The 16329-nt window shown below is 67.4% G+C and carries 18 protein-coding genes and 1 other RNA gene; 10 read left to right on the top strand and 9 right to left on the bottom strand.

Translation table 11 applies throughout. The features are described 5' to 3' along the window. The 6 genes from NS355_RS16020 to NS355_RS16000 all read right to left on the bottom strand — a co-directional run. The coding region (locus tag NS355_RS16020) for a DNA polymerase III subunit gamma/tau (protein WP_058746594.1) at positions 1-1262 on the bottom strand (1262 nt) is incomplete at its 3' end. 129 nt (positions 1263-1391) lie between these two features. Further along, positions 1392-1489: signal recognition particle sRNA small type (gene ffs, locus NS355_RS18425), an RNA gene on the bottom strand. A gap of 72 nt (positions 1490-1561) precedes the next feature. After that, a complete protein-coding gene (locus NS355_RS16015; protein ID WP_201780558.1) occupies positions 1562-1882 on the bottom strand; it encodes a hypothetical protein in 321 nt (106 codons plus the stop codon). A 97-nt stretch (positions 1883-1979) separates the two neighbouring features. Further along, positions 1980-2285 carry a 2Fe-2S iron-sulfur cluster-binding protein gene (locus NS355_RS16010; protein WP_058746592.1) on the bottom strand — a complete coding sequence of 102 codons (306 nt, stop codon included), beginning with the start codon at positions 2283-2285 and terminating at the stop codon, positions 1980-1982. Then, positions 2282-3343, bottom strand: coding sequence for a cysteine desulfurase family protein (locus NS355_RS16005; RefSeq protein WP_058746591.1), 1062 nt, complete (start codon positions 3341-3343; stop codon positions 2282-2284). Before NS355_RS16005 ends, NS355_RS16010 begins: the two co-directional genes overlap by 4 nt. Beyond that, positions 3340-4392: a cysteine desulfurase family protein gene (locus tag NS355_RS16000; RefSeq protein WP_058746590.1), complete on the bottom strand. Its 1053-nt coding sequence runs from the start codon at positions 4390-4392 to the stop codon at positions 3340-3342. Before NS355_RS16000 ends, NS355_RS16005 begins: the two co-directional genes overlap by 4 nt. Before the next feature lie 122 nt (positions 4393-4514). On the opposite strand from NS355_RS16000, the gene NS355_RS15995 reads away from it, so the two are divergent. Together NS355_RS15995 and NS355_RS15990 are read left to right on the top strand one after the other, a co-directional pair. Continuing rightward, positions 4515-5171: an alpha/beta hydrolase gene (locus NS355_RS15995; RefSeq protein WP_042483786.1), complete on the top strand. Its 657-nt coding sequence runs from the start codon at positions 4515-4517 to the stop codon at positions 5169-5171. An 83-nt stretch (positions 5172-5254) separates the two neighbouring features. After that, positions 5255-5974 carry a LuxR C-terminal-related transcriptional regulator gene (locus NS355_RS15990; RefSeq protein WP_084788034.1) on the top strand — a complete coding sequence of 240 codons (720 nt, stop codon included), beginning with the start codon at positions 5255-5257 and terminating at the stop codon, positions 5972-5974. A gap of 10 nt (positions 5975-5984) precedes the next feature. On the opposite strand, the gene NS355_RS15985 is transcribed toward NS355_RS15990, so the two are convergent. The 3 genes from NS355_RS15985 to NS355_RS15975 form a co-directional block, all read right to left on the bottom strand. Next, entirely contained in the window at positions 5985-7211 is a 1227-nt protein-coding gene (locus NS355_RS15985; RefSeq protein ID WP_058746588.1) for a flavin monoamine oxidase family protein, read from the bottom strand. Between the two features lie 2 nt (positions 7212-7213). Then, entirely contained in the window at positions 7214-8119 is a 906-nt protein-coding gene (gene rpoH / locus NS355_RS15980) for an RNA polymerase sigma factor RpoH (RefSeq protein ID WP_058746587.1), read from the bottom strand. Positions 8120-8187: 68 nt separating this feature from the next. After that, entirely contained in the window at positions 8188-9135 is a 948-nt protein-coding gene (locus NS355_RS15975; protein ID WP_058746586.1) for an RluA family pseudouridine synthase, read from the bottom strand. A gap of 17 nt (positions 9136-9152) precedes the next feature. Here NS355_RS15975 and NS355_RS15970 point away from each other — a divergent pair, with 17 nt between their 5' ends. From NS355_RS15970 to NS355_RS15935, 8 genes are all read left to right on the top strand, one after another. Continuing rightward, positions 9153-9605 carry a M67 family metallopeptidase gene (locus tag NS355_RS15970; RefSeq protein ID WP_058746585.1) on the top strand — a complete coding sequence of 151 codons (453 nt, stop codon included), beginning with the start codon at positions 9153-9155 and terminating at the stop codon, positions 9603-9605. After that, positions 9602-10246: a histidine phosphotransferase family protein gene (locus tag NS355_RS15965; protein ID WP_058746584.1), complete on the top strand. Its 645-nt coding sequence runs from the start codon at positions 9602-9604 to the stop codon at positions 10244-10246. Before NS355_RS15970 ends, NS355_RS15965 begins: the two co-directional genes overlap by 4 nt. A gap of 72 nt (positions 10247-10318) precedes the next feature. Further along, on the top strand, positions 10319-12643 hold the full coding sequence (locus NS355_RS15960; RefSeq protein ID WP_058746583.1) for a chemotaxis protein CheA: 2325 nt from the start codon (positions 10319-10321) through the stop codon (positions 12641-12643). Further along, positions 12643-13071: a chemotaxis protein CheW gene (locus NS355_RS15955; RefSeq protein WP_058746582.1), complete on the top strand. Its 429-nt coding sequence runs from the start codon at positions 12643-12645 to the stop codon at positions 13069-13071. The genes NS355_RS15960 and NS355_RS15955 overlap by 1 nt, the downstream gene beginning before the upstream one ends. 82 nt (positions 13072-13153) lie before the next feature. After that, the gene (locus NS355_RS15950) at positions 13154-13519 is read left to right on the top strand and encodes a response regulator (RefSeq protein WP_056433970.1); all 366 of its coding nucleotides are present in this window, start codon (positions 13154-13156) and stop codon (positions 13517-13519) included. Between the two features lie 99 nt (positions 13520-13618). Beyond that, a complete protein-coding gene (gene cheB, locus NS355_RS15945) occupies positions 13619-14650 on the top strand; it encodes a chemotaxis-specific protein-glutamate methyltransferase CheB (RefSeq protein WP_244489714.1) in 1032 nt (343 codons plus the stop codon). Positions 14651-14706: 56 nt separating this feature from the next. Continuing rightward, the gene (locus NS355_RS15940; RefSeq protein WP_345938815.1) at positions 14707-15549 is read left to right on the top strand and encodes a CheR family methyltransferase; all 843 of its coding nucleotides are present in this window, start codon (positions 14707-14709) and stop codon (positions 15547-15549) included. A 67-nt stretch (positions 15550-15616) separates the two neighbouring features. Then, on the top strand, positions 15617-16306 hold the full coding sequence (locus NS355_RS15935) for an N-acetylmuramoyl-L-alanine amidase (RefSeq protein WP_058746579.1): 690 nt from the start codon (positions 15617-15619) through the stop codon (positions 16304-16306). Positions 16307-16329 lie beyond the last annotated feature (23 nt).

Here is a 16329-nt window from a genome sequence, read left to right as displayed (position 1 = left end):
GCCACCGGGGCGGCAGCGGGGGCCGCCTGATGCGTCACCGCCGGGGCACCGGTTGCCGACACGCCGCCGTCGCGAATCTGTCGCGCCAGCTCGCCCGGATCGGGCAGGCTCGAGGCATGGATCGCGCGGAGCAGCGCCATCTCCGCCGCCTCGATCGGCAGAGCGGCGCGGGCCACCTCGTCATGCCCCTTCAGGAACAGCTGCCACAGCCGGTGCAGCGCAGGGAAGCTGAGCGAACCCGCCCATTCCTCGCGTGCGGCGCGCTCCTCCAGCGGCTGGGCCGCGTCGGGCGGCGTGCCGACCTTGGTCAGGGTGATGCCGTGCACCGTCTCCAGCAACGAGCGGAGCACCGATTGCGGATCGACGCCATAATCATATTGCCGCCGCAGCGAGGCCAGCGCCCCCGCGCCGTCGCCGTTCAGGACCAAGCCGAGCAGGTCACGCACGGCACCGCGATCCGACAGACCCAGCATCTCGCGCACCGCGCCTGCGGTGACGCCGCCGCCCTCCAGATCGGCATGGGCGATCGCCTGGTCCAGGATCGACAGGCCGTCGCGCGCCGATCCTTCCGCCGCACGCGCGACCAGCATCAGCGCCTCGTCCTCGGCGGTGACATTCTCCAGCTTGCAGATTTTGGCGAAGTGGTCCGCCAGCTTGTCCGCCGTAATCCGCCGCAAGTCGAAACGCTGGCAGCGCGACAGGACGGTGATCGGGACCTTGTTCACTTCCGTGGTGGCGAACAGGAACTTCACATGCGCAGGCGGCTCTTCCAGCGTCTTCAACAGCGCGTTGAAGGCGTTCTTGGAGAGCATGTGCACTTCGTCGACGATGTAGATCTTGAAGCGCGCCGAGACGGCCGCATAGCGCGACGCCTCGATGATCTCGCGCACGTCGTCGACGCCGGTATGGCTGGCGGCATCCATCTCGATCACGTCGATATGGCGGCCTTCCGCGATGGCGCGGCAGGGTTCGCAGACGCCGCAGGGGCTGATGGTCGGGCCGCCATTCCCATCCGGGCCGACACAGTTCAGCGCCTTGGCGATCAGCCGCGCGGTCGAGGTCTTGCCGACCCCGCGCACGCCGGTCATCAGGAACGCATGGGCCAGCCGGTCGCGCTTGATCGCATTGCCCAGGGTCTGGACCATCGCGTCCTGCCCGATCAGCGCATCGAAGGTCTGCGGCCGGTATTTGCGCGCAAGGACGCGGTACGCCTCGGCCTTGGCGGGTTGGGGCGGTTCGCCCAGGTCGAACGAATCAGCCATGACGGGTCTGGATGGTCGGGGTGTCGGAAAGCATCGCCGATCAACATAGGCGCTCGGGCGCGCGGCGTCAGGCTAAATCGTGTGTGTAGATACACACTGGCTGCCGAGAGGCGATGCATGAAATGTGCGGAGGGTGGGAGCCGGAACGACCCGCAGCGAAATCGTTACGGCTGCTTCCGTCAGGACCTGACCGGGTTGGCGACGACTACGTCCGCCCGACTCCCGCCGCGCATATGGCGAAACGGGGCCGGGGGATCAAGTCCTTATCCCACCGGCCCCATCCGTGACGAACTTTTCGTTCAGCGATAGGTGTTGAAGCACTGGCGCTGCGGCCCGTTCCAGGTGCGCACCCAGCGGCAAGTCACGCGCGGACGGTCATAGCCATAGGCGTAACGGGGGCCACGCGGACCGCGCCAGCCGGGACCACGATCCCAGCGGGGACCGCCGCGATGCCAGCCGGGACCACGGTCCCAACCCGGACCGCGATGATGCCAACCCGGCCCGCGATCCCAACCCGGACCCCGGCCCCAGCGATCATGCGGAGCGGCTTCGGCGGGGGCGGCAGCGGCGACACCCGATACAGCGATCAGACCGGCGCCCAAGACAGCAAGAAGTTTCATAACGCTTTACTCCCGGTAATCCCGCCTGTCGGCGAGCATGGGAGAAGAATGGCGAATCGCCGATGATCGATCCCTGAACCTGTTTGTTATCAATGGTTCAGGGAAGCCGGACGATCATATCCCGGAGATGCTCGGTCACGACGATCTGGCAGGCGAGGCGGCTGGAACGCGTCGCGTCGGGGACCAGGTCGAGCATGTCCTCTTCCTCCACGGACGGAGCAGGGAGATGGTCAAGATAATGCGGATCGATCAGGACATGGCAGGTCGCGCACGCCATCTGTCCGCCGCACGTCCCCTCCAGCGGTTGTCCTACGCGTTGCCCGACGCGAAGCAGCGTTTCGCCCGGCTGGGCCGTGGCATCGGTCGTCCTGCCGTCGCGCGCCTGAAAGGTCAGGGCGATCACAGGCCCTGCGCCCTGGCTGCGGTGTTGATCCGGTCGATCGCCTGCATCAGTTCGGCCTCGGTGGTATAGCGGCCAAAGCCGATGCGGATCGAGGATTTGGCGTCACGATCGCTCAAGCCCAGCGCGGTCAGGACATGGCTGGGCCGCCCCGATCCGCTGGCGCAGGCGCTCCCGGCCGAGAAGGCGATGTCGCGGCAGTCGGACATCAGCCGCGCGACGTCCAGCCCGTCGCGACGGACATTGAGGTTGCCGTGATAGCGATGGTCGGGCGAGCCGTTGAGCGTCCAGCCGCTACCCAGTCTTTCGACGGCCAGCGACCATAGCCGCCCGACATGCGCTTCATCTTCCTCGGCCCGTGCTGCCATCAGCCGCGCCGCCGCGCCGAACCCCGCGCACAGGGCCGGGCTGAGCGTACCCGAGCGTCCGCCCTCCTGATCACCGCCATGGAGCAGCGGGGGCAGGGTGATGCCGTCACGGAGCCACAGCGCGCCTACACCCTTGGGGCCGTGGATCTTGTGGGCGGAGATGGCGACCAGATCGACCGTATCGGGAATGGCGACCCGGCCATAGCCCTGTACGGCGTCGCACAGCATCAGGGCACCCGCGCCATGGGCCTGTTCGGCCAGCGCGGCGACCGGCTGCACGGTGCCGATCTCGTTGTTGACCAGCATCGCGGCAACCAGGCCCGTGCCTTCCGCAATGGGGCCGGGCACCACTTGTCCTTCGCCATCGACCGGCATCACGGTCAGCGGCCGCCCCGTGGCGGCGGCGGTGTCGAGCACGACGGCATGTTCGGTCGCGGTCGTCACGATGCCGCCGCCGGTGCCCTTGATTGCCCAGTTCAGCGCCTCGGTCGCGCCGCTGGTGAACACCACCCGCCCGCTGGAGGGGAGCAGCGCCGCCACCTGATCGCGGGCCACTTCGACGGCGGCGCGTGCCTGTCGCCCGGCGCGGTGGGGGGAATGGGGGTTGGCATGCCCCTGTTCCAGCCAGGGGAGCATTGCCTTCAACGCCTCCGGCGCGAGCGGGGTTGTCGCCTGATAGTCGAGATAGATCACGCCGCTTCCACCCGTTTGCCGCGTGCGATCGCACGCCAGGCGGTGACGAAGCGGTCGATATTCTCTCGCGTCGTGCGGCGGCCGAAGCTGACCCGCACCACCTCGCGCCCCGATTCCACGTCCCAGCCGAGCGCGGCCAGCACATGGCTGGGCTTCAGGCTGCCGCTGGCGCAGGCGCTGCCCGCCGAGACGGATATCTGCGCCAGGTCGAACTGGATCAACTGCGCGGCGGAGGGTTTGCCGGGCATGTGATAGCTGGCGATCGCCGGATGGCGGCGGCTTCCATCCGCCACCACCGTCCCGCCCGAGCGGCGGATCGCATCGTCCAGATGCGCGCGCAGCCCTTCATGGTCCGGCTCCGGCTCTGCCAGCGCGGCGGCGTAGGCGAGCACGCCCGGCATATTCTCGGTGCCGGGGCGATAGCCGCGCTCCTGCCCGCCGGTCGGCGCCAGCAGCGCCAGATCGCGGACGAGCAGCGCGCCGATCCCCGGCGGCCCGCCGCGCTTGTGCGCCGACAGGGCGACCAGATCGGCATGCTCGATCACCTCCGGGTCGGCACCGGCGGGCATCTGCGCCGCGTCGACCAGCATGACATGTCCGGCGGCATGAATGGCCTCCGCCAGTTGCGCGATGGGCTGGCGCACGCCCGTTTCGCTGTTCGCCCATTGCACCGTCACGATCGCGCGGGCGCCGCTCAGGTCGGGCAGGCGCAGCACGCCGTCCGGCCCAACCGGCATCACGATGGCATCAGAGGCCGCGCGCAGCACCGCGTCATGGTCGATGGCCCCGACGAAGCGTCGGTCGGCCATGGCACGGGTCAGCGCGATGGCCAGCGATTCGCTGGCCCCGCTGGTGAACAGAATCTCGTGGTTCCAGCCGAGCGTCCGCGCGACGGCGGCGCGGGCATCCTCCAGCGCGCGCTTGGCGGCGCGCCCCTCGGCATGAGGGGAGGAAGGATTGGCCCAGATCGCGCAACCCTCGGCCAGCGCCGCGCGCGCCGCCTCGGTCATCGGGGTCGTGGCGGCGTGGTCGAGATAGAGGCGTTGCATAAGCGGGGGCAGGGCTTGTTCCGTCGCTGAAATGATCGAACAATTGCGAAAATGGCGTGTCGGCCTATATAGCGCAACGTTCCCGGCGCTCCACCAGCGCGCATCCAGATCGGCGAGTTTTGATGCCTGAAGTCATTTTTCCTGGCCCCGAAGGCCGCCTCGAAGGCCGTTTCGCTCCCGCTCCGCGTCCGCGCGCGCCCGTCGCCATGATCCTGCATCCGCATCCCAATGCGGGCGGTACGATGAACAACCGGATCGTCCAGGAACTCTACAAGACCTTCCAGCGGCGCGGCTTCGCCACGTTGCGCTTCAACTTCCGCGGCGTCGGCAAGAGCCAAGGCGTGTTCGACAACGGCATCGGTGAACTGTCCGACGCCGCCTCGGCGCTCGACTGGGTGCAGAGCTTCCACCCCGAAGCCTCGACCACCTGGATCGCGGGCGTCAGCTTCGGCGCTTGGATCGGCATGCAGTTGCTAATGCGCCGCCCCGAAATCCGCGGCTTCATCTCGGTCGCGCCGCCCGCCAACATGTACGACTTCACCTTCCTGGCGCCGTGCCCCTCCTCGGGCATCATCATCCAGGGCGAGGCCGACGAGGTCGCGACCCCGGCGGCGACCCAGAAGCTGGTCGACAAGCTGCGCACCCAGAAGCACATCACCATCCATCACGACACGATCCCCAAGGCCAACCACTTCTTCGAGCATGAGATGCCCGAGCTGATGGGGTCGGTGGACCGGTATCTGGACATGCGGCTGGACCCGAACTCGCCGATCCGGTGATTTCGCCCGGTCGTGGAATGCAAAAGGGCCTCGGCGAAAGCCGGGGCCTTTTTTGTATGGAGCGGCTGGGACATGATGCCGCCATGCCCGATACGCCCTATGACCTGACCGAGAAGGAAGTCGCCGTCCTGCACCTGCTGGCACGGGGACATGACGTGAAGAGCGCAGCGGTCGAACTCGGCCTGTCGGTCCACACCGTTCACGAGCGGCTTCGCGAAGCGCGACGGAAGACCGGCGCGAGCAGCAGTCGCGGCGCAGCGCGTCTTCTGACCAAGGCGGCCGCTCCCAATTTTTCAGGACCCCCAAAATCCGGGGTGCCGATGGCTGCGATCGTCGATCATCCCCTGGTTCAGCCCCGCCATGGGGCGTCGGATGGCCCCCATTTCTGGGGCCGATGGGGAGCACCGGTAATGATTTCTGTGGCAACGACGGTAACGATCCTGGCGGCGGCGCATATCGGCTCAGGCTGGGCCGCAAAGCCTGCGGGCGCGCCGCATGTGGTGTCGACACGTCCGGCCGAGGGGGCGGTGGTGCCTGCCGGGCCGGTAAGCCTGACCGTCACGTTTGACCGCCCGATGCGGCGGGCAAGCTATTCGTTCGTCTCTGCGTCGCCCGACACCTATCCCGAATGCGGCGACCATGTGCCGGTTCAGTCGGCGGATGGTCGGACCTTTACGTTGGCCTGCTCGGTGCGGTCCGGCAAAAGCTACGAAGTTTTGTTCAACAGTCCGGACTACAAAAATTTCATGAGTGAAGAGGGTGTTCCGGCGACGCCCCATCGGTTGAAATTCCGGGCGAAGTAGCGCCGTCAGCTTATGGGTGTGTAGGCTGCATGATCCGTCGTGCAGCCTCGACACCCGTTTGATAAGCCCCATGGGCGGTCGAAAAATCCTCGCGCGAACACGCTTCGCCCGCGAAGAACAAGCGGCCGTCGACCGGCTCGGCCAATGTCCGGCGCGCTCCGACATGGCCGATCCGAGCATGGCTATAGCTGCCGCCGATCAGCGGCACATGCCGCCAGCGCGTTGCGTCGAGCGGTGTGAAACGCCGTCGCCAGTCGCTACCCAGCAGCGCCACCAATTCGTCGATCGCGAAGGCAGCCGCCGCGCCGTCTTCCTCCAGCGCCTCCGCACAGGGGCCGCCGAAGAAGCTCTCGACGATCGGCCAGCCGAAGGGGGAAAGGCGATGGCTGGCAGTGCAGGCACCATGGGGATTGCCGGTCAGATGGGCATGGGCGGGCCAAGGTAGGGGGCCTTCGACCGACAGGAAGACCTTGTCGGCGATGCCGAGCGGCAGGGCTGAAGCGGCCTCTTGTTTAGCGGGCAAAGGCGGGTCGAAGGTCAGCTTGCCCTCGGCCAGGACCGTGGTGGGGACTGCGACGATCACCTGATCGGCTTCGATCGTCCCCGCCGAGGTTTTGATGCGGATCGTCTTGCCACGATGGTCGATCCGCGTCGCGGTGACGCCGGTACGGACGCTCAGTCCGGCGGCATGATGGGCGACGACGGTGCCGTAACCCTCGACCACCGCCCAATTGTCGTCGGTCGCGGCATTCTCATAGGTTGCCCAGTCGTGCAGCGACACTTCGGCCAGTGACGCGCCATTGGCATAGCCCGAAATCGCATCGATCATCGGCCGCCAGGGATCATGAGCGTCGACAAAGTCAGACAAGGGCCGATCCGGTCCGTCGAGCGCGGCCATCGCCGCCTCTTCGAACCGGGCATAGGCCTCGCCCGAGGCGCGCTTTTCGTCGGGGGGAAAGCCCAGGTCGTTCCACTGGACCTGCCAGTTGGGTGAGCGGCGGTCGATCGTGAAGCCCGCTTGCTCGGCAATGGCTGTCCAGGGGTTGCGCTTCGCCGAGTGGAGCCAGCCGCAACCATGATCGACGACATGCCCGGTCGGCAGGCGAACGCTGTGCGCCCGCCCGCCAAGCCGGTCCGCCGCCTCGATCAGCAGGACGTTGCGACCCGCATCGTGCAGCGTCCGCGCCGCCGCGATTCCGGCCGCGCCGCCGCCGATGACGACGGTGCGGCCGGTCATGCTCAGGCCGCCGCCAGCAGCCGCTTTTCGCCGGCGATGCGCATCATCGCCTTTTGCAGCTTCTCGAACGCGCGTACCTCGATCTGGCGGACGCGCTCACGGCTGACGCCGTAGACCTGGCTCAGCTCTTCCAGCGTCTTGGGATCGTCGGTCAGGCGACGCTCGGTCAGGATGTGCTTTTCGCGGTCGTTCAGATCGTCCATCGCGCTGACCAGCATGTCGTGGCGGACATCCGCCTCCTGCTGCTCGGCGACGACCGAGTCCTGCAGCGGCGAGTCATCGGCCAGCCAGTCCTGCCACTGGCCCTCGCCATCCTCGCGCATCGAGACGTTGAGCGAGGTGTCGCCCCCCATCGCCATGCGGCGGTTCATGCTGATGACCTCGTCCTCGTTGACGCCCAGATCGGTGGCGATCTTGGTCACGTCCTCGGGGCGCAGGTCGCCGTCCTCGAACGCGTCGAGCTTCGACTTCATCCGGCGCAGGTTGAAGAACAGCTTCTTCTGCGCGGCGGTGGTGCCCATCTTCACCAGGCTCCACGAGCGCAGGATATATTCCTGGATCGAAGCGCGGATCCACCACATCGCATAGGTGGCCAAGCGGAAGCCGCGATCGGGCTCGAACTTCTTCACGCCCTGCATCAGGCCGATATTGCCCTCCGAGATCAGCTCGGACGTGGGCAGGCCATAGCCGCGATAACCCATCGCGATCTTCGCCACGAGACGCAGGTGCGAGGTGACGAGCTGGGCCGCCGCCTCGGGGTCGCCATGCTCCTGGAAGCGCTTGGCGAGCATATATTCCTGCTCCGGGGCAAGGATCGGGAATTTCTTGATCTCGGCCAGATAGCGGTTGAGCGACTGCTCCCCGCCCAGTGCAGGAATCGTCGCCGGGACGTTGCTGCCTTTTGCCATGATCCTTATCTCCCTTTCTGGAGCGTCATTCCGTTTCGCCCCGTCGTCGGGCGCGAGGCGGTCTTCTGCTATACGTGAAGCCGACTGAACAGTTCCTGCATGTCGGGCGGCATCGGGCTCTCAAACGCCAAAGCGTTGCCGCTTATGGGATGAATAAAGCCCAGATGCGCCGCGTGCAGGGCTTGGCGCCGGAATTCGAGTTCATCGAGCAAGGCTTTTTGAGCACCCTTTGTTCTACCATAAACCGGGTCGCCCAGCAAGGCGTGACCCAGCGACTGCATGTGCACGCGTACCTGGTGCGTCCGCCCGGTTTCCAGACGGCATTCGACCAGCGCGGCGTTGTTCAGCTTCTCGATGGTGCGGTAATGCGTCACGGCGCGCTTGCCGCCCTGCACGATCGCGACCTTCTTGCGGTTCTGCGGGCTGCGCGCGAGCGGCGCGTCGACCGTTCCATCGGCGGGGCGGGGGATTCCGCCGGTGATCGCGCGATATCGGCGGTCGATCGAGTGCGCGGCGAACTGCTTGGCCAGCCCCTCATGCGTGCGGTCGGTCTTGGCCGCGACCATCAGGCCCGACGTGTCCTTGTCGATCCGATGGACGATGCCCGGCCGCGCGACGCCGCCGATGCCCGACAGCGACCCGCCGCAGTGATGGAGCAAGGCATTGACCAGCGTGCCGTCGAAATTCCCGGCCGCCGGATGCACGACCAGTCCGGCAGGCTTGTCGAGCACGATCAGATGTTCGTCCTCATAGGCGATGACGAGCGGAATATCCTGCGCTTCGTTATGCGCGGGCAGGGGGGCAGGCACCGCGACCTGGAACAGATCGCCGCCGGTCGCCCGCTTGGCGGGATCGCGCGCCATCACACCGTCGCGCGTCACCGCGCCGCTGTTGATGAGGACCTTCAGCCGTTCGCGCGACAGAGTCGGCACCGCATCGGCCAGCGCGCGGTCCAACCGCCAGCCATCCGCTGTGGGCGCGATCCGCGCATCGATGATGGAAACCCCCCGGTCCATAGCCTAGTAAATTGGGCATGACCGTAACGATTTCAAGCGATGCGCTGGACCTGATTTGCAAAAGCGCGGCTGCTTCACCCGATTATGAGGTGTGCGGATTGTTGCTGGGGGAGGGCGATCATGTGTCGCGGGCGGTTCCCTGCGACAATGTCGCGGCCGAACCGAGCCATCGTTTTGAGATCGATCCCGCCGCGCTGATCGCCGCGCACCGGGCCGCGCGGAATGGTGGTCCGGCGGTGATCGGCCATTATCATTCGCATCCCACGGGGCTGGCCGAACCCTCGCCGCGCGATGCCGCCGATGCCGCACCGGATGGCAGCATCTGGCTGATTGCGGGAGGTGGAACGGTCACCGCCTGGCGCGCGGTGGCGGCGGGTGAGCGTCATGGGCGCTTCGATCCGCTCACCCTTGCTTGCACAGAACGCAGCCCCGCGTCAGAAAGGGCTAGTTTGTCGAGGGATTTTTCATGACCGTCAGCCCGGTGGATTTCGCGAGCCTGTTGTGTTCGCGACTGTGCCACGATCTTTTGTCGCCGGTGGGGGCGCTCAACAACGGGCTGGAGCTGCTGGCCGACGAGACCGACCCGGCGATGCGCGAACGCTGCATGGAATTGCTGGCGGACAGCGCGCGCGCCTCGGCCAACAAGCTGAAATTCTTTCGCCTGGCGTTCGGCGCGGGCGGCGGCTTCGCCGACCGGGTGGACATGGGCGAGGCGAAGGCCGCGATCGAGGGACTGCTGGTCGACAATCGCCGCACCACGCTGGGCTGGCTGGTCGAATCGCCCGCGCTGCCCAAGCCTGCGGTGCGCATCCTGATGAACCTGGCGCTGATCGCGACCGAGGCGCTGGCGCGCGGCGGCACGATCGACATCGGTGCCGAAGCTGGCCGGGAGGCGATCGAGATCGCGATCCGGATCGAGGGGCCGCGCATCCTGCTCGATCCCGAAATCCGCCGCACCCTGATGGAGGGGCAGGGTGCCGAGCCGCTGGCGTCGCGGACCGCGCCCGCCTTCCTGATCCATACGCTCACCACCGAACTGGGCGGCATGACGCTGGTGACGGAGCCCGCGCCCAACACCATGATCCTGGGCGCGGCGATCCGCGCGGGGTAAACACCCTTTTAATCTTGTGGCGGCAAGAGGGAGCGGACTTCAGCGGGGAAGCTGGGGCTCCCTCGGGGATTTATGGACGACCTGCTACAGGAATTCATTGCCGAGACACGTGAGACGCTGGAGGCATTGTCCAGCGAGATCGTCGCGTGGGAAGCGGCGCCCGGCGACCGCGCGCGGCTGGATGCGATTTTCCGCTTCGTCCACACCGTCAAGGGAAGCTGCGGCTTTCTGGACCTGCCGCGCCTCGCCAAATTGAGCCACGCTGCCGAGGATGTGCTGGCCGCGGCGCGCGACGGCCAGCGGATGCCCGACACGGCGCTCGTCGATGCGGTCCTGGCGATCGTCGACCGGATCGGCGCGGTGGTCGAGGGGATTGCCGCGGACGTCGTGCTCGACGATTCGGATGACGACGCGCTGATCGCCGCGCTGACCCGGGTGGAAGAGCCGGTCGTGCCCGCCCCGGCGGCGCGCGTCGCGGCCGCCCCCCGCGCCGCGCCGCGCAGCATCCGGCTGAACGTCGATCTGCTCGACCGGATGATGAGCGGCATGTCCGACATGGTTCTGGCCCGCAACGAACTCGCCCGGCGGCTGCGCGACGATGTGCTCGACCCGCGTGTCGAAGCCGCGCTGGACCAGCTGTCGCTGACGGTGGCCGATATGCGCGATACCGTGACCCGGACGCGGATGCAGAAGATCGACGGCCTGTTCTCCGCGCTGCCCCGTATGGTTCGCGACACGGCGGTGGAGCTGGGCAAGGCGGTCACCCTGCGGATCGAGGGCTCGGACGTCGATCTCGACCGCGAGATGATCGAGATGATGCGCGACCCGCTGGTCCACATCATCCGCAACGCGATCGACCATGGCATCGAGCCACCCGCCCGGCGCCGCAGCCTGGGCAAGCCGCCGACCGGCCAGATCTGCATCACCGCGCGCCAGTCGGGCAACCAGATCCTGATCGAGATCGAGGATGACGGCGCCGGTATCGATGTCGCGCGCATCGCCGCCAAGGCGATCCAGAACGATGTCCGCTCCGCCGCCGAGGTCGCTGGCATGAGCCCGGCCGAAAAGCTTAAGCTGGTGTTCGAGCCTGGCCTGTCGAGCCGTGATACGGTGTCGGCAGTGTCGGGGCGCGGCGTCGGCATGGACGTGGTGCGCGCCAATATCGAGCATGTCGGCGGCCGCATTGCACTGGACAACCGGCCGGGCCGAGGCCTTGTCATTACCATCCAGGTTCCGCTGACGCTGTCGATCATGTCGACCTTGATCGTCGCGGTCGCCGACCAGCGTTTCGCCATCGCCCGCCAAGCGGTCGAGGAGATCGTCAAGGTGCGCGGCGAACAGGTGCGGATCGATCCGGTCGGCGATATCCGGGTCGCGACCGTGCGCGGCCGCCGCCTGCCCATGCTGCCGCTCGGGTCCTTCCTGGAGATCGGGCAGGGCGATCCGTCGACGCTCGTGATCGTGTCGACCCGTGACGGGGATTATGCCCTGGGCGTCGACGATGTGCTCGATACCGAGGAAGTGGTGGTCAAGCCCGCCGCACCGGCGGTGATGGGCTCCGGCCTCTATGCCGGGCAGACCCTGCCCGACAGTGGCCTGCCGATGCTGCTGCTCGACAGCGGGGGTCTGGCGCAGGCGGCGGGGCTTCGTTTCCAGCGGGATATCATCGCCGCCGACGAAGCAACCGCACAGGAAGCTGTCAATCCCGCGCTGTTGTTCGAGGATCTGGACGGGGCGCGCCGCGCCATCCCGCTTGGCGCGATTGACCGCGTCGAGAAGGCGACGGCCGAAGCCGTCCATCGCTCGGGCGGCCATACGCGCCTGATCGTCGATGGGACGACCATGCCGCTTCATTATATCGGTTCGGCTGCGCTCGACGAAGCGCTGACGCATGGCGAGGTCGAGGTGCTGCGCCTGACTGATGGCGAGACCGAATGTGCCTATGCGATCGGCGGCGCGCTGGAGATCATCCAATTGCCCGCCGAGATCGCGGCCGCCACCGGCGGCCCGGTGCTGGGCATCGCCGTGTGGGAAGGCCGGGCGCTCGAGATCCTCGACCCGCTGGTCTTCTTCCTCGATTCCGGCGTCGCGGATACCGGCTCGGTCGCGCCGCTCTGTCTGCTCGACGGTGCGGGCGCGGCGTGGATGGACCGGTTCCTGCGCCCCGTGCTGGAGGCGCATGGCTATCGCTGCACGCTTACCCCCGATGGCGAGGAGCCCCCCTCCGTCCGCCTGATGATGGAGGAGGACGCGATCGGCGCCGCGCCGTCGGAGGCCCCGGTGGTGCGCCTGCGCCGCGACCGGGAGGGCCTGGCCGATCCCGACAGCATCTATCGCTATGATCGCTCCGCCCTGATCGCGGCTGTGGCCGGTCATGCCCGCCGGGGAGGCCGCTGATGGCGTTGTTCCTGATCGCCTGTATCGCCGGGCAGGGCGTGGTCTTCGACGCCGACCAGGTCGATTCGGTCGTCGATATCGGTGAGGTCGTGGCGGTGCCGCGCGCCGAGCCGTCGGTGCGCGGGCTGACCGCGCTGCGCAGCCGGGTCATCACCGTCGTCGATACCCGCCGCGCGCTGGGGCTGGAGCCGACCGCTCCGCATGTCCGACGCGCCGTCATCACCCGGCAGGACGGGCATTATTATGCCATGCTGGTCGACGCGCTGGAGGATATCGAGACGTTCGACATGCGCCCGATGCCGCATGTCGCACCCAAGGACGGGCGCTGGTCGCGGGCCGCCAACGGCATGGTCTTTCGCGATGGCGAACCTTTGCTGGTGCTCGACCTGGCGAAGCTCGTGCCGCAACCGGTCGCGCTGGTCGCCTGACCGATTAACCCGGCCGTTACCTATCGGGACTATCCTGCGCGGCAGGTCCCGCTGGGATCCGGGTAGGAATAGGGCGTACCGAATGAAAACCTGTCTCGTCGTCGATGACTCCAAGGTGATCCGAAAGGTCGCGCGCCACATATTGGAAACGCTCGACCTTCAGGTGCGCGAGGCGGGAGATGGCCGCGAGGCGCTGGAAGCCTGTCTGGAAGAGGTTCCCGACGTCATCCTGCTCGACTGGAACATGCCGGTGATGAGCGGCATGGATTTCCTGCGGGCGCTGCGCGACGCCAATCTGGCACGGCGGCCCCGGATCGTCTTCTGCACCACCGAAAACGGCATGGCCCATATCCGCGCGGCGATCGATGCCGGGGCCGACGAATATATCATGAAGCCGTTCGACCGCGACACGCTGGAAAGCAAGCTCCAGCTCGTCGGCATGATCTGATCCGGCAGGACCAGCGCCCGGAACCGCGCCATGAACTCCTATCCCTCGACTGCCCCCCAGGCTTCGCCGTCCACCCAAGGCGGGGATGGGCCGACGCGGGTGCTGATCGTCGACGATTCGGCAGTCGCCCGGGCGTTGATCGCGCGCCAGATCGAGCCGCATGACCGGTTTCGCGTGGTCGGTGCCGTCGCCCATGTCGAGGCGGCGCTTGCCTTCCTGAACGATCAGGCGGCCGAGATCATCCTGCTCGATGTCGAGATGCCGGGGGTCGACGGTATCACCGCACTCCCCCGGCTGATCGCGGCGGGACGGGGTGCCCGTATCATCATCGTCTCCGCTTCCACCCCGGCGGGGGGCGCCGCGGCGGTACAGGCGCTGGCGCACGGCGCGGCCGATACGCTCGACAAGCCGCGGCCGCAGGGGCTGACCGAGTTCGGCGACATCCTGCTGCAGAAGCTCGACGGGCTTGCCCAGTCGCAGGACCGCCCTGCGCGAGCGGCCCCTGCGCCCGTCTCGCCGGTGAGCAGCGGCACGCGCAAGGCCGTCCAGCGGGCGCTTCCCGACATTATCGGCATCGGTGCGTCGACCGGCGGCATCCACGCGCTCGCCAAGCTGCTGGCGCCCATCCCGGCGACGATGACGGTCCCGATCGTGGTGACGCAGCATCTGCCCGCCACCTTCATCCCCTTTTTCGCGGCGCAGTTGACCGCCGTCGCGCACCGTCCGTGCATCATGGCGCAGGACCGGATGCGCGTACGGCCCGGCGAAATTCTTGTCGCTCCCGGCGATGCACATATCACCTTCGTCCGGCTGACCGATGGCAGCGCGGCGATCCGGCTGAAGCATGAGCGTGCCCGCAGCGGCTGCCTGCCTTCGGTCGATCCGATGTTCGCCTCGATGGCCGAGCTATGGGGCGAGCGGGCCTGGGGTATCGTACTGACGGGCATGGGGCGTGACGGACTGGAGGGAGCCAGGATGTTGAAGGCCGCAGGGGGAACCATCATCGCACAGGATCGGGACAGCGCCGTCGTCTGGGGCATGCCCGGCGCGATCGTGACCGACGGTCTGGCCGATCTGGTGATGACTCCGGACGCGGTCGGCGCGATGATCGCGGCGGGAGGGGCCTGCTGATGGTCCTGGCTTCAAGCTGGACGCCAGCCACCCCCGTCCGACCCGGGAGCATGGCGATGGCGCAGTCCCCCCTGTCGGGGCAGTCGCTCGCCGTGCTCAGTGCGCTTCTGGAGGCGCGGACCGGCCAGCAGATCGCCAGCCATCGCTCGACCCGTGTCGACACGGTACTCCTGCCCCTGATGCGCGAGCGCCGGATGGAGACGCTGGACCAACTGGTCTGCGCCGTCCTCGACGGGCGCGATCCGCAGCTGGCGGGCCGCGTGATCGACGCGCTGGTCAACGGCGAAACCTCCTTCTTCCGCGATCCGCATGTCTTCGACCATATCGTCGAAACGGTCGCCGAGGTGGAGCGCGACGGGCGCCGCGCCCGCATCTGGAGCGCGGGCTGCTCGACCGGCCAGGAACCCCTGTCGCTGGCGATGATGTTCGCCGAGCGGCAACTGGCACACGGCACGCCGGTGCCCGAGATCATCGCCACCGACGTGTCCGAAGCCGCCATCACCCGCGCGCGAAGCGGCTGCTATACCCAGTTCGAGGTGCAGCGCGGCCTGCCCATCCGCCAGATGGTCCGCTGGTTCGACGGGCGCCCCAATAACGAGTGGGTGGCCCGGCCCGAATTGCTGCGTCACATCTGCTTCCGTCAGATGAACCTGACGATCGATCCGGCGCCTGGCGGATCGTTCGATCTGGTGCTGTGCCGCAACGTCATGCTCTATTTCGCGCCCGAGCCGAAGAAGCGCGCCTTTCGCACCATCGCGTCGGCGATGCGGCCGAGCGGCCTGCTGGTCCTGGGGGCGGGCGAAACGGTGATCGGCCAGACCGACCTGTTCCAGCTCGCCTCGACCGGACGCGGCGTGTACCAGAAAAGCGACGCAGTCGATCCACCGATCGGTGCATGAAGCCATATCCTTGCGCCAGGCTTCCCGCTAACAGGGGCGGACGAACCGGGGTCGTTCAGGAGGTTGCATGACGATCGTCGACACGCCGTCACCCAATTTCGACGCGCGTAGCCTGCCGATCAGCATGATCGTATTGCACTATACGGGGATGCAGGATGCGGAGTCGGCCATCGCACGGCTGCGCGATCCGGAGGCCAAGGTATCATGCCATTATCTCGTCGCCGAGGACGGCACCGTGCTGCGCATGGTCGACGAGGCGGAGCGCGCCTGGCATGCGGGGCGCTCGCACTGGCGGTCGATCGAGGATGTGAACTCGGCGAGCATCGGGATCGAGATCGTCAATCCCGGCCATGACTGGGGTTATCGCCCGTTTCCCGACGAGCAGATCGCGGCGGTGATGGAACTGGTCGCCGATATCCAGAAGCGGCACGGCATCACGCGGGGCAATATCGTCGGCCATTCCGACATCGCGCCCGTCCGCAAGCGCGATCCGGGCGAGCTGTTTCCCTGGGGCGCGCTGGCCCGGCGTCGTCTTGCCCTGCCGCGACCGACGAAGAACCTGATGGACCCGATGTGGACCGAGGCGGGCTTCTGCCTGGCGCTGGAGCGGTTCGGCTATGACGTGACCGACCGGATGGCGGCGATCATGGCGTTCCAGCGGCGCTTCCGGCCCGAGTTGATCGATGGCGAGATCGATGCGGAGTGCCGGATGATCCTGCTGGCGCTGTTGCTGCCGCGTCCGCAGGGGGATGATTGAGGGGGGCGGGGCGTGGGCTTCGA

It is taken from the genome of Sphingomonas yabuuchiae, from assembly GCF_001477495.1.
GTDB classification, from domain to species: Bacteria; Pseudomonadota; Alphaproteobacteria; order Sphingomonadales; family Sphingomonadaceae; genus Sphingomonas; species Sphingomonas yabuuchiae_A.
This window is presented reverse-complemented; position numbering and strand designations above follow the sequence as displayed.